A 22,170-nucleotide genomic window follows, 5' to 3' on the forward strand; every position below is an offset into this window, starting at 1 on the left:
TAATTGAGAAATGAAATTCAGTGAATCCTGGCTTCGCGAGTGGGTTAAGCCTGCTGTCAATAGCGAAGAACTGGCACACCAAATCACCATGGCTGGCCTAGAAGTCGACGACATTGAAGCTGTTGCCGGTGAATTCACCGGCGTAGTCGTTGGTGAAGTGGTTGAATGTGGTCAACACCCTGATGCGGACAAATTACGTGTTACCAAAGTAAACGTCGGTGGCGAAGAGCTGCTGGATATCGTTTGTGGTGCATCAAACTGTCGTTTGGGTATTAAAGTTGCTGTAGCAACCGTTGGTGCGGTTCTGCCTGGCGATTTTAAAATCAAGAAAGCGAAACTTCGTGGTCAACCTTCTCACGGTATGCTGTGCTCGTTCACCGAGCTTGGCATTAACGTTGAATCTGACGGCATCATGGAACTACCTGCAGACGCGGTTCTGGGTACTGACTTCCGCGAGTTCCTGTCGCTAAACGATGTCACTATTGATGTTGATCTGACGGCAAACCGAGCTGATTGCTTGAGCCTTAAAGGCATGGCTCGTGAAGTGGGTGTATTGAACCGTGCTGAAGTATCTGAGCCTGCGTTTGACAACGTAGCACCGTCAATTGATGACAAGATTTCTGTTGCTATCGAAGCGCCTATCGCGTGTCCACGTTACTTGGGCCGAGTGGTTCGCAACGTGAACGTGAAAGCGGCATCGCCACTTTGGATGCAAGAAAAGCTGCGTCGTAGCGGTATTCGCTCTATTGATCCAATCGTCGACATCACTAACTACGTGATGCTTGAGCAAGGCCAACCTATGCATGCATTCGATCTTTCTAAGATTGAAGGTGGCATCGTTGCGCGTATGGCGAAGCAAGGCGAGAAACTGGTTCTTCTGGACGGTAATGAAGCTGAGCTAAACGACAACACGCTTGTTATTGCTGACCACAACAAAGCACTGGCTATTGCTGGTATCTTTGGTGGTGAGTTCTCGGGTGTGACTACCGAGACGACTGACGTATTGTTAGAAGCTGCATTCTTTGCACCTGATTCAATTCGTGGTCGTGCACGTAGCTACGGCTTGCACACGGATTCATCACACCGCTTTGAGCGTGGTGTTGATTCAAGCCTTCAGTACCACGCCATGGAGCGTGCGACACAACTGCTGATTGATATCTGTGGTGGTGAAGCGGGTGAAATCGTCGGTCAAGAATCTGAAGAGAATCTCCCTAAAGCGAAAACCATTTCTCTGCGTCGCAGCAAATTGGATCGCCTTCTGGGCCACGCCATCTCTTCTGACGATGTTGTGGAGATCTTGACGCGTCTGGGTTGTGACGTAGAAACCACAGAAGCAGGTTGGACAGCGAAAGCACCGTCATGGCGTTTTGATCTGGCCATTGAAGAAGACTTGGTTGAAGAAGTAGGGCGTATCTTCGGTTACGACAACATTCCAAACCAAGCGCCTGAAGCGCACCTGACCATGAACGAATATAAAGAGGTCAACCAACCTCTGAAACGCGTTCGTGATTTGCTGGTTGACCGTGGTTACCACGAAGCGATTACTTATAGTTTTGTTGAGCCTTCTCAACAGGCGCTGATCGTGCCAAACGTTGAGCCACTGATCTTGCCACACCCAATCTCTGCTGACATGTCAGCAATGCGTTTGAGCTTGTGGACAGGTCTGCTAAACACAGTGACGTACAACCAGAAACGTCAGCAACCACGTGTGCGTCTGTTTGAAGCAGGTCTGCGTTTTATTCCTGAAGCGACTGCTGAAAACGGCATGCGCCAAGAAATGATGCTGGCAGGTGTGATTGCCGGTGCGCGTTCTGAAGAGCACTGGGACATTGCGACTAACACTGTCGATTTCTTTGACCTTAAAGGCGATCTGGAAGCGGTTCTGGAGCTAACTGCTAATGAGTTGGCATACAGTTTCAAAGCGTCTAAGCATCCGGCGCTGCACCCAGGTCAGAGCGCGGCGATTGAAGTCGACGGCAAGATTGTCGGCCACATTGGTACGGTTCACCCTGAGCTTGAGCGTAAGTTTGGCCTGAATGGTCGCACTATCGTGTTCGAAATCGAGTGGGCTGCTATCAATCAGCGTGTGATTCCGGAAGCGGTTGTGATTTCTAAGTTCCCAGCGAACCGTCGTGACATCGCGGTGATTGTTGCTGATGACGTAGAATCAGAAGCAGTTGTACGCGCATGTTTAGATACCGACAATGCACTTATCAAAGGCTCTAAGCTTTTCGACCTTTATAAAGGCAAAGGCGTTGAAGAAGGTAAGAAGAGTCTGGCTATCGCTCTGACGCTACAATCTACTGAACGTACTTTAGAAGAAAGTGATATTTCTGAGGCGGTTGCGGCAGTTGTTGCGACACTTGGCGAAAAATTCGGTGCTCACCTTCGCGACTAATGCGAAAACTATCAATAAAAAGCAGCCTTCGGGCTGCTTTTTTTATGTCCAAAAGTTCTAACACCTATCGTTTTGATAAACCTAAGTTTTATCAAAACGATAACAGACCTTGGTTTTTAACTGTTTAAAACTCGAATAAAAACATCATCTAAACAGGATTTTGCCATCGTCATGTCTCATTTTTTATGCATGACGCAAGAATGAAATCCTCATAAACAGAGCACTGTTCTAAATAATGATATGGAAAAAAGTTGGCGCAAATCAGCCAGTTGGCTTACACTGTTCGTAAGTTACTGATGCGGAATATGCTGCCCGACAGTGGAGCAAGTGAATATTTCCAATGCAGTGCAATTGGTAGTGAAGATACGATGTATCTCATTTATGTTTAACATTTCTTGAGGGAATGACCTATGGCGCTCACTAAGGCCGATCTGGCTGAGAACCTGTTTGAAAATGTCGGGATGAGCAAGCGGGACGCCAAGGACACCGTCGAAGCGTTCTTCGAAGAAGTTCGAAAAGCACTCGAAGGTGGCGAGCAAGTTAAGCTGTCTGGTTTCGGAAACTTTGATCTTCGCGAAAAGAACGAACGTCCAGGCCGCAACCCAAAAACGGGTGAAGATATTCCAATTACTGCTCGTCGAGTAGTAACGTTCCGCCCGGGGCAAAAGCTGAAAGCACGCGTAGAAAACGCAAAAATCGACAAGTAATTCTCGATGGTAATTTTAGAAGAAAGTCTGTTCCGAAGACAGTTACTTCTTAGTTAATTTGCTTCTATGCCCTGGCATGTTAAGAACCGTAGCTTTTTGCTGCGGTTTTTTATTGGGTAAAAATCACGCACCACCTGATAAACATGCCTTTCAATCTCTCAATTCTTACACCACGTAATAACACAAACATGAATCCTAATATTGTTCGGGTATAGTAGTTAGCGAGATACGAAAATAATAAATTAGGAAGTTTTGAAAATGGACAGTCAACTCTCCGGTGGCTTTCTCAAGCACACTTTGTCTTCGCCGATGACATTCAAACCGTATTCATTTCAACTGCCAAATGGTCTCGATATTATTCATCATGACGTTGGCGTATTGGAGGTTTCACCAGAAAACGCGAATCGCGCCATTGTAATTTCTTCTGGTATTCATGGTGATGAAACCGCACCGATTGAGCTGGTTGATGATTTGGTGAGTGAAATACTGAATGGCGCGTGGGTTCCTCAATCACGCACTCTTTTCATCATTGCGCATCCTGATGCGATTCATGCTCACACGCGTTTTATTGAGGAAAATTTGAACCGTCTCTTTGCTGATGTTAACGCCGATCGCAATGCAGAATGTCAGCTGGCTAATCATCTTCAAGAGCATGTTCGCCGCTTCTTTGTCAATACCAAAGACAATGATGAGAAGTGGCACTTTGATATGCACAGCGCCATTCGTGATTCCAAACACTACATGTTTGCCGTCGTGCCTGCTTCAACAAAGACAACCGATGTTCGCCCTCTTATTGGCTTCCTAAAGTCGGCACAGATGGATGCTATGCTGTTAAGCCGCACGCCATCTTCAACATTCAGTTGGTGGAGTGGTGAGAATTTCGGTGCATTGGCCGCAACCTTTGAAATGGGTCGTGTCGCGCCTTTGTATCAAAACGATATGTCAGAATTCGCGCCGCTTAAACAAGCGCTGATAAACTTTCTATGTGATTGTGAAAACGTCGAAGCCGCGATTGAACATGATCTTTCTATCTATAAGGTGACGCGCACCATTACCAAAACCGACGATGCATTCTCTTTGGCCTTTAGTGGTGATGCAGCAAACTTCACTTACTTCAAGGAAGGCGAACAGCTGGCAGAAGAAAACGGTACGCTATACGTGGCGCAAAAAGGCGGGGAGGCGGCTGTGTTCCCCAATGCCAACGTCGCGGTAGGTCAGCGCGCTTGTTTACTGGTGACACCTTTTGTTCCGGATGAATCGAAACCCCTTTTTGTTAACGTGGGAAGCGAGCCAGGGCCGATCGCAATCAGTTAGCACTTTTCATTGTTCTGCGTTCTCTGTATGGTTGGCGGCTATTGACGTTTAAACTATAAAACCATGCATTTACTTCAACTTGTTCAGCGTCGCACTCGGCGCTGGCATACCGCTCTCATTACCGCTGTCGCACTGCTTATTGTGTGCTCATTGCTTTCACTGGCGGCAGGTGAGATCTGGATTTTCCCTTTCCATGTTGATTCTCCTCTAGCGCAACAATTGTTGATGGAGCTTCGTGTCCCGCGCGTTATTGCTGCCATCTTGATTGGCGCCTCTTTGGCGGTGTCTGGTGCGGTGCTGCAGGTGTTACTGGGTAATCCATTGGCAGAGCCCGGCGTGTTAGGCATTTCCGGTGGTGCAAGCCTTGCCCTTGTGCTTGTTATGTTTTTCTTCCCGGCGTTAGCCACTCAGTACGGATTAATGTCTGCTGCGATGCTTGGGGCGCTATCTTTTACTGGCGTACTGGTATGGTTAGCTCGCAAGCGAACTATGTCGACAGCAAGGCTATTACTGATTGGTGTTGCACTGGGTATTCTCTCCGGCGCCATCGTAACGTGGACATTCTATTTCAGTTCAGACCTTAACCTTCGTCAGCTACTTTACTGGCTGATGGGAAGCCTTTCAGGTGTGCATTGGGCGCAGCTAACGCTTGCCGTGGTGGTTGTGCCTGCTGTGCTTTGGCTGTGTACGCAAGGGCATAACCTGGATCTGATGATGCTGGGTGAAGCGCCAGCGAAGCAGTTAGGATTGAATATTCAAACGCTCAGATGGCAGCTGATCTTGATGGTCAGTGTGCTTGTTGGCGCGTCGGTTGCCATGGCCGGTGTGATTGGCTTTGTCGGCTTAGTGGTTCCGCATTTTTTGCGACTTTGGCTAGGGACAGAAAACAGGTATCTTCTTCCGCTTTCAGCGCTCGCTGGTGCTTCACTGTTGTTAGTGGCTGACACGATAGGGCGTATGGCAATTGCTGAAGCAGAGTTACCTGTAGGTGCAGTGACAACGTCACTTGGTGCGCCTCTATTTATCTGGATGTTATTGAGACGCGCATGATTGAAGCTAAGAATATTGCATTAGGTACGCGTCTTCTTCCGTTAAGTTTTTCTGTTGGGCAAGGCGAGATTGTTCATCTGCTTGGTGCAAACGGAAGCGGGAAAAGCACGTTGTTGGAATTATTGTCTGGTTTAACGGAAGGCCAAGGCAACGTTTCCTTAAATGGCATCGCACTGGCGGATATAGACAGCAAAACCTTAGCAAGACAACGAGCGTATTTGAGCCAACAACAAAAGCCTGCTTTTGCCATCGGCGTTTATCAGTACCTCAGTTTAAGTTTGTCCGCGTTGACCAAAAGTAATCCCATTGAATTAGATGCGGCCGTCAAAGACATATGCTCAACCTTGAGGATTGAAGATAAGCTGAATCGCAATACTGAGCAGCTTTCGGGTGGGGAATGGCAGCGCGTAAGACTTGCCGGTGTGTGCTTACAAATTTGGCCTGATATAAATCCCGATGGAAAACTGCTTATTCTCGACGAACCAGCAAGCGCACTCGACATCGCTCAGCAAAGCGTGATGTACAAGATGATTCGTCGCATTGCTGATCGTGGTATTGCGGTGATCATGTCCAATCATGATATCAATCGAACACTCAGTGATGCAGATAGGGTGATGTTACTTAAAAATGGCCACCTTGTATCTCAAGGTAGTCCTAGGGAAGTGATGCACGTGGACACGCTGGAAGCGGTGTTTGGCACTCGCTTACGTCGAGTAGAAATTGACGGTCAACTGCTGATGTTAAACACCTAGCACGATGTCTCGCACTAGGTTTGATGAACGTTAACTTAGTGTTTGGCGTCGGCTTGCGCTTCAAGTTTTGCTTTGATGAACAATGCGTGGTCGAGATATAACAATTCCGACGTTTTTCGGATCACAGACTCTTCTAGCGGATCGAGCTTACCGTCCGCATACGCGACTTCCCACATCGCTTTGACCAAGCTGAATCGCTGTTGCTGATCTAGCTGGCGCAACTTGTCTGTGTAGTCATAGAGTGACACGGAGTTTGATGCATCGACGCGCGCTTCATTGACGAGTGAGTTTGACGCCGCTTCTTCAATCCCTAATAACTCACCAAGCATTCGTGTTTTAGCTGCCTCTTCACGAGGGTCGAGTTCGTTATCGGCACTGGCGACTTCGCACAATAAACCTGCCATCGCACGTTGATAACGGTGTTCGTTTGAAGCGGCACTGCCACCTTCTTCAGTAAAGACTTCTCTTAGAATCGAAGACAGTTTTGAAAACATGTAGGTTACCTAGTGAAGTTTATTGATGAGCTTTATCAGTATGAATCAGCTTTTGAGTACATATGGCATATGGCTGAGTGAAGTCACACCCACCAATACATATAGAATAAGAGTATGAGGGATAATTTGAGAAGTTGTCAGCGACTTGCTGGTGCTTCTTATCTTTCAGACGGTGAAAAAGATGAGAGGTTCACTAAAAATATCGTCTTAGGCTCAATGACCTAGGGCAGAGCAGGGCAACACGTAACAAGAAAGCCAAACCCACAATAAAGTTTGGCTTTTTTTGAAATATTAACGGCGACTAGGACGACGGCCGGTTCTTTCTTTATGCGCAGATGCAGCTTTTGCTTGGGAAAGCAAAATGGACTCAACTGTCAGCTCCATCGGCTCTCTCGGCTTTAAACCATGTGCAAAGGTACGTGAGCGAGCTGGCATCTCAAATTCAGCTTCAGACGCTTTAGGCATGCGTTTAAAACGGTACAGGTAAAAGTTTTCTACTTTCTCTCTCGCCCATTCCGTTTTCTTTAAGTATTTCAAGCTGCTAGCGATGCTTGGCTTGGTATTAAAGCAGTTCAAACGCATTGCAGTATCAAGTATTTCCCAGCCGTAATGATCAACAAGCTGAGTGAGCATGTCTTCCATTTTTAGGCCATGCAGCGGGTTGTTTTGCTGCAGTTCAATTCTTTCTTGTTCAGTCATGAAGAGTTTCTCCATTACTCGTGGCTGGGATGGTGAGTTAATCCACCCTCCAAGCCACTAAGTGTTTATTCTAACGACAGTTTATGTCGCATGTTTCTACGTTGTACTTTTGCGTCGTACATTGTCAGTTTGTGGTGTTATGCCACTTGAAGCAATTTCTGTTGGTGATCGAGGTACTCATCATAAGTGCCTTGGAAGTTAACCAGCGTCTTGCCTTTCACTTCGATAATAGAAGTGGCAAGAGACGAGACAAACTCACGGTCATGGCTAACAAAAATAAGCGTACCTTCGTAAACTTTCAATGCATTGTTTAGCGCTTCAATCGCTTCCATGTCCATGTGGTTGGTTGGTTCGTCCATGACAAGCACATTGATGTCTTGCATCATTAACTTACCAAACAACAAACGGTTCTTTTCACCACCTGAACAGTTCTTCGCTTTCTTGTTCACATCATCGGCAGTGAACAGCAAACGGCCTAAAATACCGCGAACCATCAAATCATCGTGTTTCACTGTGCGCCACTGCGAGATCCAATCAAAGATGCTTAGATCGTTGTCGAAGTCAGCAGTGCTGTCTTGTGGGCAGTAACCAACTGATGCGTTTTCAGACCACTTAACAATGCCGTGGTTTTGTTCGATTTCGTTCACGAGGCAGCGCAACAGTGTTGTCTTACCCACGCCATTCTCGCCAATAACGGCTAAACGAGAACCAGCTTCAAGTAACAAGTTGCCGTTTTCAAACAGCAACTCGTCGTCAAAAGAGTGACCTAGATTTTGCAGTTCAAGGGCTTGACGATGCAGTTTCTTGCCTTCACCAAAATTAATAGACGGGCTCATGCGGCTAGACGACTTAACGTCGTCTAACTTAATTTTATCCATCTTCTTCGCACGAGAACTCGCTTGTTTCGCTTTAGATGCGTTCGCACCAAAACGGTTAACAAAGTCCTGCAATTCACTTATCTCAGCCGCTTTTTTCGCGTTACCTGATAAGAGCTGATCGCGGATCAAGCTAGACGCCTCAAGGAAGTACTCGTAGTTACCTGGGTAAATACGTAGCTCACCGTAATCAATGTCTGCCATGTGGGTACATACAGAGTTCAAGAAGTGGCGATCGTGCGAGATGATGATCATCGTACACTTACGCTGGTTCAACTCTTCTGCAAGCCAGTTAATGGTGTGAATATCCAAGTTGTTGGTAGGTTCATCTAGCAACAAGATATCAGGGTTGGCAAACAAGGCTTGTGCAAGTAGCACACGCAGTTTCCAGCCTGGCGCAACGTGTTGCATCAGACCAAAATGCAATTCTTCTTCGATGCCCGCTTGAAGTAGGATGTCACCCGCGCGGCTTTCGGCGGTGTAGCCACCCATTTCGGCGAATTCGCTTTCTAGCTCAGCGACCTTCATACCATCTTCTTCACTCATTTCTGGCAGTGAGTAGATGCGCTCGCGCTCTTGTTTAACTTCCCATAGCTTGCGGTCACCCATGATCACGACGTCGATAACGTTGTTTTGTTCAAAGGCAAATTGGTCTTGGCTCAGTACGCCAAGCTTTAACCCAGGGGTGATTGATACGTTGCCCGAGCTTGGCGTCAGCGCACCGCTAAGAATCTTCATGAACGTTGATTTACCACATCCATTAGCTCCGATTAAGCCATAACGATTACCGTTACCGAACTTAGCAGAAATGTTTTCGAATAATGGCTCGGCGCCGAATTGCATGGTGATGTTAGCGGTTGAGATCAAAGAAGTATTCCTAGGTATATAAGATTGGCTAATCGCTGAATGAGAGTTGCCAAATCAACAGAAATTAAAGCACGAATGAATAGGCGGGGAATTATACAGATTTATTTAACAAATAACAGATGTGAGAGCTAAGTCACGTATGGGTATTTAAGACTATGTTTGTGGCGGTTGCATGGTCTATTAGCTATGCGTGTCTAGATTTGAAGTAGGCTGCATGCTGTTTGACGAAAACGCCCTTCTTTTGCCTTAGTCACAAAGCATCAAAAAAGACGCATTTTTTCTAAAGGTTTAATGGTGTTCTACTGTGTACTAGCTCGTATCGATGTCTTATAGACGTGGTATGAAGCGCTCATCTCAACAATGTCAAAGTGACATTAAAGCACTGAAATTATAAATATTTATTTGCGAGAAATAGACGGCCAACTTGATCGGCTAAGCGAATGGACTCGCAAAGAGCATGCGCTAATCTAAACGTAATCAACACTTGCTTAACCTCCATTCGTTAACTTTACATCCTGCAACATTGTTGCAACAATTTGAGTGTTGTAGTTGGAAGTGGCTCAAATGAATGCATATTACTCTACGTTAAGTGGTTGGATTATCCCTGTTACTCGAGCAATGAAATCGCTAGATCTCGATCCAGTGAAAACATTGGAGATGTTTGATATCGACCCTGCAGAAGTTAACGATCCGGAAGGGCGGATTTGTGTCGAGAGTCTAGGGAATCTTTTTACCTTCTGTAATAAGCGTGTGGGAAACCGTCAATTCAATATAGAAGTGGCGCGTTCTTTTCACCCTTCGGCGTTGCACGCGTTGGGTTATGCCGTGCAGTCGGCGTTCAGCTTGCAAGAAGCGTTAGAACGTGTGAGCCAGTACAAGCGAGTTGTATCGAATTGCAGCAACATGGACACCTACGAATCGGGCGATGAACTTATCGTTGAACTCGTCGTATATCGCTATACCGATAGCGGTAGATTGGTGCTATCTCCAGACCTTATCGAGTCATTTCTAGCGACACTTGTGCAGCTATCGCGAGATTTGGTAGGTGGCGATATCGACCCTATTAAGATCCAATGCACCTTTGAGCGTTCAAGTGATGATTGCCCTGTAGTTTCTGAGTTCTTCAACTGCCCAATCGAATACGGCTGCGAACGCAATGCTGTAGTGCTTGATTTAGAGCAAGCCAAAGAGCGGGCATTTGGCAATAATCCCGCCATTAATCAGTTGCACATCGAAATACTCAATAAGTTCATGAGCCGAGTGGATAAGACAAACCTGACTTACCTCATCGAAAGTAAAATCCTAGAAGAATTACCCATGGGCGCACCTTCACAAGCCGATGTCGCGAAACAACTTGGGTTGAGTTTGCGTAATTTGCAACGCAAGCTGAGCGAACAGGGCACCTGCTACAAAGAAATTCTGGATAACACCCGTAAACGATTAACACTGAGCTACATTAAACAACCCCACATGAGTATCAGCGAGATTGGCTATTTGGTTGGTTTTTCCAATGTGGCCAACTTTAATCGTGCTTTTCGTCGTTGGGAAGGGTGTGCACCTGGGGAGTATCGTCACAATTATCTTTCTACAAACTCAATGATCGAGCACATCCATCCTAGAGCTTAACGACTCACACTCCCGCCCACTTTAAAGCCAAGTCGACTGGTCTTTGATCCTCTATTTTCACATTTCCTATCATCGTTTTAATTCTGCATCGTCGCGTGTGGGATAAGTCTTTGGCGCAAATTAACAATCAGATCTGATCTCGAATACTTCATATTGGAACCAAGCGCACTGCCGTACCAATACAAGGAGTTCCTATGAGTAATGCAGAGCAAATCCCAGATAGCGTGATAGCTGAAAGTTTGGTAGCAACGGCAAAAACGCAAATGGTCAGTTTGTTTGAGCGCCAGAAAATGGCGTTTGATAAAGACCGTTTTCCACGTTACGAACAGAGAGTGCGTGAGCTGAAACAGCTTAAGCAGGCAATTTTGATAAACAAACAAGATTTGCTTAATGCGCTAGAAACGGATTTTGGTTACCGCAGTCATGATGAAAGCATGTTGGGTGACATTTTCTCTTCTATTTCTTCTGTGGATTACACACTGAAGCACTTACAGCGATGGATGAAGCCACAAAAACGTGCCGTTGGCATCGTGTTTCAGCCGGCACATGCGAAGGTTGTTTATCAACCTAAAGGGGTGGTAGGTATTATTGCGCCTTGGAACTATCCGGTGTTTCTTACCATCGGGCCTTTAGTGGCGGCACTGGCTGCGGGTAATCGCGCCATGATTAAAATGTCCGAATACACGCCAAACACCAATGCTGTATTGGTGAAGTTATTAGCAGGTATCTTTGATTCCAGCAAAGTGGGCGTTACCTTGGGAGAAGCGGAAGTGGCGCAGGCTTTTTCTGGTTTACCGTTTGATCATCTTCTGTTTACAGGATCAACGGAGGTCGGTCGACATGTCATGAGGGCGGCGGCTGAAAATTTAGTTCCGGTAACACTGGAATTGGGGGGTAAATCACCCGTGATTATCGATGACAAAATCCCGCTCGGTGAAGCGGTTAAGCGCTTTATCTATGGGAAAACCATGAATGCAGGTCAAACCTGCGTGTCACCAGATTATGTGTACTGCCCTAAAAGTCGGGTGAATGAATTGGTTGCTGCCATACGGTTGCGACATGAATCGATGTATCCGTCACTTGATGGCTTTTCAAAACGAACGCGCATTATCAATCGACGGCAACATGGCCGATTAGTGGGCTATTTAGAGCAAGCCAAATCACTCGGCGCGGAAGTGATCCCTTTGGGGGAAGTGCCCACGGACCAGGATGAATGTTATATGCCGTTGACCTTGATCATTGGAAGTGATCGAACAATGACAGTGATGCAAGAAGAGATATTTGGGCCCATATTGCCCATTATTGGATACGACGACTTGAGCCAAGTGATTGATAGTATAAATGCCAACTCGCGCCCGCTGGGGCTCTACATTCAAAGTTTCGACAAACACTTTCAGAATACGGTATTGAACAACACCCATGCAGGTGGTGTGTGTATCAATGATGCGGCATTTCATGTGGTGGTGGATGACCTACCTTTTGGGGGAACAGGTGATTCAGGCTTAGGCAGCTATCACGGTGTAGAAGGGTTTCGAACTTTCTCTCATGCGAAGTCCGTGTTTAGTCGCGGTAGGCTGTTCTTCGCTGACATGCTATTTCCACCCTATGGAACGCGACTGCATCAATGGTTTTATCGGTTTTTTGTCCGCTAATCATATGCTCTCTTCGCTAGATTAGGGAGAGACCTCTGGCGAGACAGTTGCCCTAGCTTGGGTTTGGTTTGACGAAAAGGAGAATTCCCCGTGTTTCGAACTGACAGTGAAAATAACAGTAAAAACCTAGCGCGCTATATCGTGCAGGCATGTGAAGAGTACGGTGACAAAACAGCGTTCTATTGTGGGCCCGCACAACTTAGCTATCGTGATGTGGAAGAGAGATCGAGAGCGTTAGCGTGCTGGTTCCAAACTCATACCGCGTTGCAACCGGGTGATCGCATTGCCATTCAGCTACCTAACATTCTTGAGTTTCCTATTGTCGCGTTTGCAGCATTGCGAGCGGGCCTGGTGTTGGTGAATACCAATCCTTTATATACACAGCGAGAAATGCTGCACCAATTTTCTGATTCAGGCGCCAAAGCCATTGTGATTTTTTCTCCGTTTGCAGAAAAGCTTTCGGGGATTATTGATCAAACCGATATCGAGGTGGTGATTTACACCACCGCAGGCGAGTTACCAAATATTGAATGCCAAAAAGACATTAATCAGACCGATTTAAACAGCGCCTTGGCTGCCTGTGAAGGTGAAACATTAATGCCTGTTATCGTTCCGCCCGATGCCGTGTGCATGTTGCAATACACTGGGGGAACCACAGGAAGGGCAAAGGGCGCTTGCTTGACCCATCACTCTGTACTTAGCAATGCGATGCAATTGTCTGAAAGGTTATCTACCACGATTGAGCCGGGTAAAGAGATCTTTGTCTGTCCCTTGCCGCTGTATCACATTTACGCGTTTGCGGTGAATTTGATCCTGTTTTTCTCTCAAGGGCATGCCAACATCCTGATCCCAAACCCAAGGGATTTGGATAGCTTCGTTGCCTTGATTAAACCCCACAAATTTACAGGTATGGCTGGCATTAATACGTTGTTCGTTGGTTTGTGCCAGCACGCGGGCTTTCGTGATCTAGATTTTTCCCATTTGAAAATGACGGTATCGGGTGGCACCGCGCTTATCGATAGCGCCAGAATGGCGTGGAAAGAGGCGACGGGCGGGGAGATCACCGAAGGTTATGGCATGTCTGAAACATCGCCAGTGATTAGCATCAATTACCCCGGTAAAGAGCATTATGGGACAGTGGGGCAGGCTCTGATTGGAACACAGGTCGAGATCTGGGATGTAAATGATTCGCCAGTGCCGCAGGGAGATGTGGGGCAAATCGTTGTAAAAGGCCCACAGGTGATGAAAGGCTACTGGAAGAACCCTGAAGAAACCGCAGAGGTTTTAACCGCTGATGGTTACTTTAAAACCGGAGATATGGGAATGATTTTGGATGATAGCTGCATTCAAATTGTTGACCGACTCAAGGACATGATTTTGGTGTCCGGTTTTAACGTTTACCCCAGCGAGGTTGAACAAGTGTTGTGTTCACATCCTGACGTTATAGAAGTTGCCGTGGTTGGTGTGCCAGACCCGGTCACTGGCGAAGCCGTCGACGCCTATATCACAGCAAAAGAATCCATTGATATTGGCGAGATCAAGCAATACTGCCGTGAGAATCTAACTGCCTACAAAATACCAAAAAAGATCACTGTCGTTAACGAACTGCCTAAATCAGCCGTGGGTAAGATTTTACGACGTGAGCTGAGGGTGAAACCCAATGCGCTTTGATTAACCAACGCAGCAAATCCTTTCTTTGTCCTTTACTGTTGCTATCGCAACAGTTTTACGCCCCAGCATGAGCCTGTTGGGGCTTTTTTTGTGAATAGTTTTAGTCCATAGAAGGTGGCACATTGGGTACCGAGTTTATGTTTCTTAAAGCGGTGCAGCGGCACATACATCAGAACCATATGTTAACGTAACGACATAAAAAAGCCCGGTAAACCGGGCTGAGTCAAAGTGGTAACGTGTTTTTGGACGTGCTTATACAAAAAGCGTATTCAAAAACATCTATTAAAAACGATAGTTCGCTTGAGCCCCAAGGATCACGAGGTAACCTTTGGTTTGATAGTCTTGCTCTCCCACAAACAAACTCGTTTCCGTATAGCTTTCGTTTGATCTATCCATATATGCAAGGCCAAGATCAAAAGACCATTCAGCGCTGTGTTGGTAATTTAGGCCAGCGGCATACCAAAAGGCGTCTTGATCGGGAATGCTTAATGTCGTCGTGCCTGCCTTTTCATCTAATGCCACACCCGCTCTGAGTTTGATTGCTTGATTGAGCTGATATGTCGCACCAAAGGACCAGCGCCAGCTATCGTCGTACGTTTCTGGCTTGTTAAAACAGGTGCCACCAGTAACAGAACAACCCGTGCCAGTTGCTTTGAATTCGGTGTAGTCACTCCATTGTGTCCATAGCGCACTGTAGTGCACAGCGAATGTATGGTTCAGTTGATGAAAGCCGGAAAATTCAACGGTAGCAGGTAAGGGGACGTCTGATTGACTGTCTACAGATCCTCCGCCGGGGATAGCGACTAAGCCAGGGGTATGGTCAGTGAAATCACCACCGAGTTCCAGATCAACACCGGCGCGATAAGCCAAGCCAAAGCGATTGTTCTCATCAAGTTCAACCAATGCACCCAAATTCCAGCCTAACGCCCAGTCATCAGCTTCCCAACTAAGAATTTTACTTGAAGGAGACACAGGATTTACTGCGCCGTAATGGCGGTTAACTTCACCGGTTGCATAGATAAGGCTGACACCAGCACCCACACTAAACATAGGATTGATACGGTAAGAGATTGAAGGATTAAGATTTACTGACAGCAATGAGGTGTCGCCACCAATGTCACCTGCGGCAAAATCATCTTTTAAATCAGTTCCTAGCCCATAGTTTGAGTAAAAGCCAAGCCCGAAGGCCAGTTGTTCATTGAGAGGTTGGACATAGTAGGTGGAGGGCACAAATTGTGAGGGCACCGTGTCATCGGATGAAAGCGCATCTGAACTTCCTGTGACATCAATATCCGCATCGAAGTAGATCATGGCGCCAGAAATTTCGGCCTGCTTAAACAGGGCCATGAGTGCTGGATTTCGTCCCATGGCAGCCGCAGAGTCGCCAATCGCCGCTTCACCTGCGTACGCGCGTCCTAGCCCGCTGACAGAGTCAAAGGCGATCTGATAGCCAGCTGCGTTTGCATTACCAAAACTTAGTATTGATGCAACGAGCAGTGCCGCTTGTGACAACTTAACTTTAGGGGAGTGTGACATTAACATTTTGACCTCCATGGTTTCGATTAGTTAATGCAAATGCTTTCCGTGTTATAGAAAGGTGCATATTGATGTTAAGTGCCAACTGAATAATCGGTTTGTCTTGGTGTGCCAGAAGACTATCAGCAACCAAAGAATGCCTTTGTAGCGGCAGGTGTAGAGTGCCGAAATAGTGCCAAAAGGTATGATATGACGTGATTTCTTAGCAATTTGCTGCGTAGACCATACACCGTTAATTGGGGAGCATAAAAAGCGGGGAGATCGAAGGTATCGCTCAACGGCGCAAAAAAATGAGGCCATGATGATATGGCCTCATTGTATGTTGGTTCTAACCAATATTAAGCATGGATATAGCGAATAAAATATTCCATCAACTGGAACTCTTGCTGCAAGCCAGCAAAGGCTTTTTTGAAATCAGTGCCAGGTGGGCTGGTTTCAACCATTCCTTTTGCAAATTCCGCTATCTGTTCATCTTTTACTGTTTTTGAGTACGTCAGGTTTTTCTTTATTGCGACGAACACGTCTTGCTCAGGGGACGATAATTCGAACTCCTCAGCCGCAGCAAGCGATTTAGCATTGTCTGTCGTTGACGCTAATGCACGTTTTGGCTGCTTCCAAATGTTGATTTGAGACAGCGCCAGACAAGATCCCCCTGCAATGAGAAGGGTTCGCATCGTTGCTCTTCGTGTTAAATCAATTTGTTTCATATTGGGTCTCCAAAAACTTCAATGTCAAAGCCGTCGTTCCAAGTCATTAATTCCAAGGACTGACCGTGATGGTTGAAGGCATTCTCAAATCATAACTCCAGCGGCGTTCTGAGTTCTTCGCACGTATTTCGTCATCGAGATCCTGAAGTTGTGATTGGAAAACATCGAGTAACGGATAGACATTGTAATCATGCTTGAACTGGCCTTTGGGGTATTTACCCAAAGAGCGGTGCCAGTCTTCGGGCAGATCCGTAAAGATACGAGAAAAGAAGAACAACCCTGCGCCAACATTCATTGGTGGACATACGTTGAGCCAATCTCTTTCTGAATAAGGGTGAGTCGGCTCTATAGGGTGACCACGATAAAAACCGAGTGCGCCTAACTTCATGAACGATGCAAGACTGGTGAAACCATGGTTGACGGACATCCAGTAAACAATCCTTGCGACAATATCGACAAGTTCTTCGATTGAATCTGCATTGTCGGGGAAACCGCGAACTCTGCCTTCATGAGTGGTTTCATAAAGGAAAGCTTGAACCTCATTGTCATCACGGACATCTTGGTCAGAGTGGTAATACAAGCGAAGGTAGCCATCGACCCATTCATGGATGATGGGCATTAAACGATTGTCATCATGTTGTGGGTAGTCGTCCAATTGAGAGAACGCAGGATCTTCCATTCGATCAAACGGTGTGCTGTGTTCGAAGAAGTGGTAATGGTTTTTCCTTCGCACAGTGGCGTTTAAAAATGTGGTGCTACTGAAACCAGACAGACGCTGAATAGCGCCAGTCAACAGACCGTTATAAGGGTTGCCATAAGGGTCGGCCTCGCCAATAACTTGAACACCTACCTCTTCAAAGATCCCTGTATGGTTATTGGTTACCAGCGCCATCAAGTGCGTGTCCAGCAGTGGACGCAAAGGATGGTGATTGGGGATGTTTCGGAAATAGGCAACAGGAATTGGACCGAGGTAAACGTGCGTAGACAAGTGGTCCACCACCGCGGCCATGGATGTCATTGTCGTGATGCAGTTCTTCGCCATTTGCCATGCCCAGTAGTTATCTGCTGGGGTGATAATTCTTGATGCTGGGGATTTTTGATTGCCATAGCCAAAGATATTGAGGAAGAACCAGTTGTAGTTGTCCCAAAATGAATGGCCGATAGGGGTTTGAGTTGGCTGTATGGCAATTGTTTTTAGTGTGCCTCCGTTCGATGGGATAGCGAACAAAGCAATACCGGCATGTAACCTTGCACCTGAATTATCCCAGTTACGTGGCGCGACGGTTTCATCATGGAAATCTTTGAAATCCAAAATGAACAGTCGGTCTTCTGCCATCGCTTGGTCTAAATCATCAGACTCAAAACCCGCGACGCGTTTGAAATGTTTGTCCGTAACTGGAAAGTTTCTCTGATGTTGTGTGTAAGGCTTCAGATAATTGAACACTGGCGTAGGCGCTGCCGTCATCAACCATCCAACAACATCATCAGAACGAAAATCATTGTCATATGACGCTTTTGGCCATTGATTAATCCGCTGCTCATACTGTGGGTGCGTGGTACAAAAGTCGGGATAGAAATCCAATTCATCCACGTTGTTGCACTTTCTGCTCGGAAAAGTCAGCAGAATAGGATCCATGATTTCAAAGGTGATACGCCCTGGTCTGTTATCGGCCAGAGAGCTATAGATAACGGTGAGGAGGTTGATAAACTTTGCCGCGATATCCGGAGAAAGCACTATCGTTAAAAAGTTTTTTTCAAGATAGGCAATAGTGCCTTCAAACAGTCGGACGCCTGCAAAGTCAGGGTCAGCATCATTCACACCGAAGTTATACTCAGCTTCTTCTAAGCCACCTCGGTAACGCCACTCATTAGCATCTTGTACGTCAGTCGTGGTGACGTTTCCGTGTATAACAGCGCCAGGTAACTTGGCGTATTCAAAAAAGTTATCTATTTTTGCTTGCTCAAGCGCTTGCTGCCTTTCACTCAGCGTAACGCTATCATATTGCGGCAGTGAAACCATGGGGTATGGCGCTAACCATTTCTCGATCCCGCCAAGCCCAACCTCCGGCCCTCCTTGCACAAAATCTGTGCCGTCGTAACACTGTTTGTTGAAAAATCGAGCAGACCGGGTCAAATTGCTGGTGCTGCTGTCGGACTCTGGGCTTGGTGCATTAATTAGTGCTCTGAGCTCCGCTATTTTATCATCACTCATTGTTTCATCCCTTGATTGCTGGTGGATACGTCACTGATTGATTTCAATCGCAATAGATGGTGACGATGTCGTTTCGCCAATCACCGCAGTTTGGACTGAAAAAAATCACAACCTGTTGTTATGCAGTCATTGCGTCTATCTCAAATAACCACTGCGCAGGTGCACATTCGCAGAGGGGCTGCTTCTTATTGGTGGATATGTAATTAAGAAGCCGCTATGTCACGTTAACAACAGTCACGAAAATACCTGTTATCCAAACACGAAGAACTCTTGTCCTAACAGGCACATTAATGAAACGTTGATTGATTGCTGAAATTCCCTGACCTACATCGAGTGTAAATATTTTTTACAATTTTCATTTCTCAATAATGAGAGTGGCAGGTTAATCGATTACATTTCGTATGAGATTTAAGTGTGGGGTGTGTGACTTGCTGGGCGAATAGCGATGGATGTGTGTTGTTTATGCTGAACGTAGTAGCTGTCACGGTAAAAAAATATACACCGAAGCAGGATGGGTGGCTTTGTTCATCAAGAATTTGCTTGGGAATGCTTTTAAGCCGAAGACAGGGAGCATGGCATGTTATCGCGCTTTTTTATCGCTCGCCTTGCTCACAGTGAGCAAAGATATCTAAATCTGGCTGATACAGCGCAGTGGAAACAGACATCATGCCAAGTAAGGTATGGAACAAATCATATCGTTCGGTAAAAATTGAGGTGATGGAGACTGAGGGGGCGTGATTCTCAAAAGCTTAACAGAGCAAAACTGGCCGAGGGGATCGGCCAGTGTTTTTAATCGTTTTATTTACGGCGCGAGCGTTGCTTTTCTTTTAGCGATAACTTTTGTGCACGTTTTAAGTTTTTATGCTTGATGGCGTCAGCGCCGACATGGACTTCACCGCGTTGTTTAGCGAGTTGAACTTGTTTTTCTCGCTCTCTAAACCCTGCTATTTGTTCATCAGTGTGAGTGCCAAAACATTTCGGGCAGCTTACGCCGTGTTCAAACTGAGGACTCTGTTTGTCTTCTTGCGTGATTGGCAGGCGACACGCATTACAAAGCTCATAGTCGCTTTGTTCTAACTGATGATTAACGGCAACGCGACCATCGAAAACATAGCAATCACCATTCCAAAGGCTGTTTTCTTCTGGCACTTCTTCAAGGTATTTCAGAATACCCCCTTCAAGGTGATAGACCTCGTCAAACCCTTGCTCTTTCATGTAGGCTGTTGATTTTTCGCAGCGAATACCGCCGGTACAGAACATGGCCACTTTTTTGTGTTTCTTCGGATCCATGTTCTCTTTAACATAGTCGGGAAACTCACGGAAGGTTTCAGTGTGTGGGTTAACTGCGCCTTCGAATGTACCTAGCTCAATCTCGTAATCGTTGCGCGTATCAACAACAAATACTTCAGGATCGGCGATCAGCGCGTTCCATTCCGCTGGTTTGACGTAAGTGCCAACCACATGACGGGGGTCGATGCCTTCTATCCCCATGGTGACGATTTCTTTCTTCAATTTCACTTTGCTGCGGTTAAAAGGCTGCTCATCAGAGAACGATTCTTTGAAATTGATACCGGAAAGGCGTGGGTCTGCGTTAAGGTTAGCGAGGAAAATATCAATACTTTCACGAGGCGCAGCAACCGTGCCGTTAACCCCTTCTTGTGCCAGCAGTAAAGTGCCTCGTATTTGGTGCTTTTCCATCAACGCCGTTAATGGCGCTTGAAGGTCTTGGTAATCTTTTAATTCAACAAACTTGTATAACGCGCAGACAACAAACTGACTCACAAGGTTTCCTTTCTGTGACTATTTGGTAATTGAGACGCATTGTAGCCGAGGTTATTGTTAACAAACATGTATAAATTGTAGGGATATTAAGCGTGGCCTAAAACGACTAACAGGGCATAACAGCATTTGTGTTTGCAATAGGCGTCTAAATATAAAAAACGCCGAGCACAAGCCCGGCGTATACCTGTTTGAAAATGACGCAGGACAGTCCTAAATCAGAGATAAAGACAGAGTGATTTCAGTGCCGGTAAACAGTCGTGAAATTGGACACTTTTGCTTTGCGATTGCACCGAGTTCTTGCAATATCTCGTCTGTGAGCCCTTCCGCTGACACCTTAGATTCAAGCTGAATCAAGGTGATCTTTGGGCCGTCATCTTCACCTAAATGAACTTTGGCCGATGTTTTAATCGTTGGGTCAAAATGCTTCTCTGAAAGCAGTGCTGAAAGAAACATGGAATAACATCCAGAATGCGCTGCGCCAACGAGTTCTTCTGGGTTAGTGCCTGCACCATTTTCAAATCGTGATGCAAACGTAAATGGGCCCGTTACGTCCCCATACTTCATAGTGCCTTTGCCTGATTTCAGCGTTCCTTCCCAAACCGCGCTTGCATGTTGTGTAGGCATCTTTTTCTCCTTGAATGATCGTTTCAACTGACATTATTGAGTTGTTAACGAAGGGTGGGGCACGTTGCGTTGGCTTTCGTTAACATATCTATTGTTTCCATCGGCAAAGATTCACGCAAGAAACAAAATATTTAGCGAAGACAAAGTATTTTTGCCATTGGACAAGGTGAATGCGATTTGCAGGAGGCGTTGACCGAGAAAAGAACGAAAGAAAGGCAAACTACAGCCTTTCTTTTTTAGGAAAGGAAAGGGATTTAGCCGCTATGCGTTGTAGAAAATAAAATCATCATTCGAGAAATCGGTTAGCTGTGCATTGTTAAATGTGACTGCATGCGAATCGGAGAGGTTCAAAACAACGGTTGATCCGACTTGATTGATGTCTAAATCATCAAAGTCATCTGCCATATTCAACAAAAACACCATGTCATTGTCTTGCTCAAAATCAACGATACGATCTTGGCTTTGCTCGCCTTCCATTAGCCCAGAGAACATGAAGTAATCTTGCCCGTCACCACCAATATAGAAATCATTGCCACTGGTACCGACGAGATAATCAGTGCCGTCATTTCCGAACAAGCGATCGTTACCAATGCCACCAATCAGAACATCGTTACCAACGCCACCAAGTAAATCATTATTACCAGCCAGACCGATGAGAATATCGTCGCCGCTACCACCTCCTAGGTAATCGTCCCCTGCACCACCATAAACAATGTCATGTCCTGTGCCACCCGTAAGAGTGTCATCACCACCGAACGAGGCGATGTGATTGAGAAACGCCGGGTTTTCCGCAATGAATTGCTGAACGCTTGAAAGTGCCATGTTCACGTCTTCAGGTGATACCCATGAGAAATCTTGCTCTTTGAGCGATTCATACAGCGCACTCAAGGTACCTTCCAACGCCTCGGCTTCGGCTTCGAAATACTCATCGATGGGAATGTCATCCCCGAATATAACGTCATCGCCGCCAAAACCAATGATCCCGTCGTCTCCGTCCAGCCCATTTAAAAAATCACTGCCGTTCATGCCTTCAAACGTATCGTCTTCGTCAGATCCTAAAGCGACATAATCAAAGTCAATTCCATACACTGTTGTCATTGTTATCTCCATCGTGGTCCAGCTAGGTATGTCGTACGATAAAGTGTAATTGGCATGCAAATTTTGGCTGTCTCACATAGATGATAATCGTCATGAGGAAGAGAGT

Annotated in this window: 17 protein-coding genes; 8 read left to right on the forward strand and 9 right to left on the reverse strand. The window is 46.2% G+C overall.

What is annotated here, in order from left to right:
- Positions 1-10: 10 nt before the first annotated feature.
- From pheT to btuD, 5 genes are all read left to right on the forward strand, one after another.
- Entirely contained in the window at positions 11-2,398 is a 2,388-nt protein-coding gene (pheT, locus tag A1OO_RS08575; protein WP_017002725.1) for a phenylalanine--tRNA ligase subunit beta, read from the forward strand.
- A 410-nt stretch (positions 2,399-2,808) separates the two neighbouring features.
- The gene (gene ihfA / locus A1OO_RS08580) at positions 2,809-3,105 is read left to right on the forward strand and encodes an integration host factor subunit alpha (RefSeq protein ID WP_016962084.1); all 297 of its coding nucleotides are present in this window, start codon (positions 2,809-2,811) and stop codon (positions 3,103-3,105) included.
- Between the two features lie 258 nt (positions 3,106-3,363).
- Positions 3,364-4,419 (forward strand): succinylglutamate desuccinylase, encoded by a 1,056-nt coding sequence (locus A1OO_RS08585; RefSeq protein WP_016962085.1) that lies wholly within the window; start codon positions 3,364-3,366, stop codon positions 4,417-4,419.
- Positions 4,420-4,482: 63 nt separating this feature from the next.
- Positions 4,483-5,469 carry a vitamin B12 ABC transporter permease BtuC gene (gene btuC / locus A1OO_RS08590; RefSeq protein ID WP_017002726.1) on the forward strand — a complete coding sequence of 329 codons (987 nt, stop codon included), beginning with the start codon at positions 4,483-4,485 and terminating at the stop codon, positions 5,467-5,469.
- Positions 5,466-6,221 carry a vitamin B12 ABC transporter ATP-binding protein BtuD gene (btuD, locus tag A1OO_RS08595; protein WP_016962087.1) on the forward strand — a complete coding sequence of 252 codons (756 nt, stop codon included), beginning with the start codon at positions 5,466-5,468 and terminating at the stop codon, positions 6,219-6,221. The genes btuC and btuD overlap by 4 nt, the downstream gene beginning before the upstream one ends.
- Before the next feature lie 35 nt (positions 6,222-6,256).
- Here btuD and A1OO_RS08600 read toward each other — a convergent pair whose 3' ends face one another.
- From A1OO_RS08600 to A1OO_RS08610, 3 genes are all read right to left on the reverse strand, one after another.
- Positions 6,257-6,715 (reverse strand): TerB family tellurite resistance protein, encoded by a 459-nt coding sequence (locus A1OO_RS08600; RefSeq protein ID WP_016962088.1) that lies wholly within the window; start codon positions 6,713-6,715, stop codon positions 6,257-6,259.
- A 291-nt stretch (positions 6,716-7,006) separates the two neighbouring features.
- Positions 7,007-7,414 (reverse strand): VF530 family DNA-binding protein, encoded by a 408-nt coding sequence (locus A1OO_RS08605; protein WP_017002727.1) that lies wholly within the window; start codon positions 7,412-7,414, stop codon positions 7,007-7,009.
- Positions 7,415-7,551: 137 nt separating this feature from the next.
- On the reverse strand, positions 7,552-9,156 hold the full coding sequence (locus tag A1OO_RS08610; RefSeq protein WP_016962090.1) for an ABC-F family ATPase: 1,605 nt from the start codon (positions 9,154-9,156) through the stop codon (positions 7,552-7,554).
- A gap of 564 nt (positions 9,157-9,720) precedes the next feature.
- Here A1OO_RS08610 and A1OO_RS08615 point away from each other — a divergent pair.
- From A1OO_RS08615 to A1OO_RS08625, 3 genes are all read left to right on the forward strand, one after another.
- On the forward strand, positions 9,721-10,782 hold the full coding sequence (locus tag A1OO_RS08615; RefSeq protein ID WP_017002728.1) for an AraC family transcriptional regulator: 1,062 nt from the start codon (positions 9,721-9,723) through the stop codon (positions 10,780-10,782).
- Between the two features lie 194 nt (positions 10,783-10,976).
- Positions 10,977-12,434, forward strand: coding sequence for a coniferyl aldehyde dehydrogenase (locus A1OO_RS08620; RefSeq protein ID WP_017002729.1), 1,458 nt, complete (start codon positions 10,977-10,979; stop codon positions 12,432-12,434).
- Positions 12,435-12,524: 90 nt separating this feature from the next.
- Positions 12,525-14,105, forward strand: coding sequence for an AMP-binding protein (locus A1OO_RS08625; protein WP_017002730.1), 1,581 nt, complete (start codon positions 12,525-12,527; stop codon positions 14,103-14,105).
- Between the two features lie 282 nt (positions 14,106-14,387).
- Here the strand turns inward: A1OO_RS08625 and A1OO_RS08630 are convergent, their stop codons facing one another.
- The 6 genes from A1OO_RS08630 to A1OO_RS08655 all read right to left on the reverse strand — a co-directional run bounded on the left by A1OO_RS08630 (position 14,388) and on the right by A1OO_RS08655 (position 22,064).
- Positions 14,388-15,647: an outer membrane protein transport protein gene (locus A1OO_RS08630; protein WP_017002731.1), complete on the reverse strand. Its 1,260-nt coding sequence runs from the start codon at positions 15,645-15,647 to the stop codon at positions 14,388-14,390.
- Between the two features lie 332 nt (positions 15,648-15,979).
- A complete protein-coding gene (locus tag A1OO_RS08635) occupies positions 15,980-16,348 on the reverse strand; it encodes a hypothetical protein (protein WP_016962095.1) in 369 nt (122 codons plus the stop codon).
- Between the two features lie 46 nt (positions 16,349-16,394).
- Complete coding sequence (locus A1OO_RS08640; protein ID WP_017002732.1) at positions 16,395-18,560, reverse strand: lipoxygenase family protein; 2,166 nt, start codon at positions 18,558-18,560, stop codon at positions 16,395-16,397.
- A 798-nt stretch (positions 18,561-19,358) separates the two neighbouring features.
- Positions 19,359-20,342, reverse strand: coding sequence for a rhodanese-related sulfurtransferase (locus A1OO_RS08645; RefSeq protein ID WP_016962097.1), 984 nt, complete (start codon positions 20,340-20,342; stop codon positions 19,359-19,361).
- A gap of 210 nt (positions 20,343-20,552) precedes the next feature.
- Complete coding sequence (locus A1OO_RS08650) at positions 20,553-20,966, reverse strand: OsmC family peroxiredoxin (protein ID WP_016962098.1); 414 nt, start codon at positions 20,964-20,966, stop codon at positions 20,553-20,555.
- A gap of 261 nt (positions 20,967-21,227) precedes the next feature.
- Positions 21,228-22,064, reverse strand: coding sequence for a calcium-binding protein (locus A1OO_RS08655; protein WP_016962099.1), 837 nt, complete (start codon positions 22,062-22,064; stop codon positions 21,228-21,230).
- Positions 22,065-22,170 lie beyond the last annotated feature (106 nt).

Source organism: Enterovibrio norvegicus FF-33, assembly GCF_000286835.2.
Taxonomy (GTDB): Bacteria; Pseudomonadota; Gammaproteobacteria; order Enterobacterales; family Vibrionaceae; genus Enterovibrio; species Enterovibrio norvegicus_A.

Excerpts from the sequence above, each read along its gene's own strand:
- A1OO_RS08615 (WP_017002728.1), top strand. The coding sequence starts at position 9,721 with ATGAATGCATATTACTCTACGTTAAGTGGTTGGATTATCCCTGTTACT.
- A1OO_RS08630 (WP_017002731.1), bottom strand. The coding sequence starts at position 15,647 with ATGTTAATGTCACACTCCCCTAAAGTTAAGTTGTCACAAGCGGCACTG.
- A1OO_RS08655 (WP_016962099.1), bottom strand. The coding sequence starts at position 22,064 with ATGACAACAGTGTATGGAATTGACTTTGATTATGTCGCTTTAGGATCT.
- A1OO_RS08600 (WP_016962088.1), bottom strand. The coding sequence starts at position 6,715 with ATGTTTTCAAAACTGTCTTCGATTCTAAGAGAAGTCTTTACTGAAGAA.
- btuC (WP_017002726.1), top strand. The coding sequence starts at position 4,483 with ATGCATTTACTTCAACTTGTTCAGCGTCGCACTCGGCGCTGGCATACC.
- pheT (WP_017002725.1), top strand. The coding sequence starts at position 11 with ATGAAATTCAGTGAATCCTGGCTTCGCGAGTGGGTTAAGCCTGCTGTC.
- A1OO_RS08640 (WP_017002732.1), bottom strand. The coding sequence starts at position 18,560 with ATGAGTGATGATAAAATAGCGGAGCTCAGAGCACTAATTAATGCACCA.
- A1OO_RS08620 (WP_017002729.1), top strand. The coding sequence starts at position 10,977 with ATGAGTAATGCAGAGCAAATCCCAGATAGCGTGATAGCTGAAAGTTTG.
- btuD (WP_016962087.1), top strand. The coding sequence starts at position 5,466 with ATGATTGAAGCTAAGAATATTGCATTAGGTACGCGTCTTCTTCCGTTA.
- A1OO_RS08635 (WP_016962095.1), bottom strand. The coding sequence starts at position 16,348 with ATGAAACAAATTGATTTAACACGAAGAGCAACGATGCGAACCCTTCTC.
- A1OO_RS08605 (WP_017002727.1), bottom strand. The coding sequence starts at position 7,414 with ATGACTGAACAAGAAAGAATTGAACTGCAGCAAAACAACCCGCTGCAT.
- A1OO_RS08585 (WP_016962085.1), top strand. The coding sequence starts at position 3,364 with ATGGACAGTCAACTCTCCGGTGGCTTTCTCAAGCACACTTTGTCTTCG.
- ihfA (WP_016962084.1), top strand. The coding sequence starts at position 2,809 with ATGGCGCTCACTAAGGCCGATCTGGCTGAGAACCTGTTTGAAAATGTC.
- A1OO_RS08650 (WP_016962098.1), bottom strand. The coding sequence starts at position 20,966 with ATGCCTACACAACATGCAAGCGCGGTTTGGGAAGGAACGCTGAAATCA.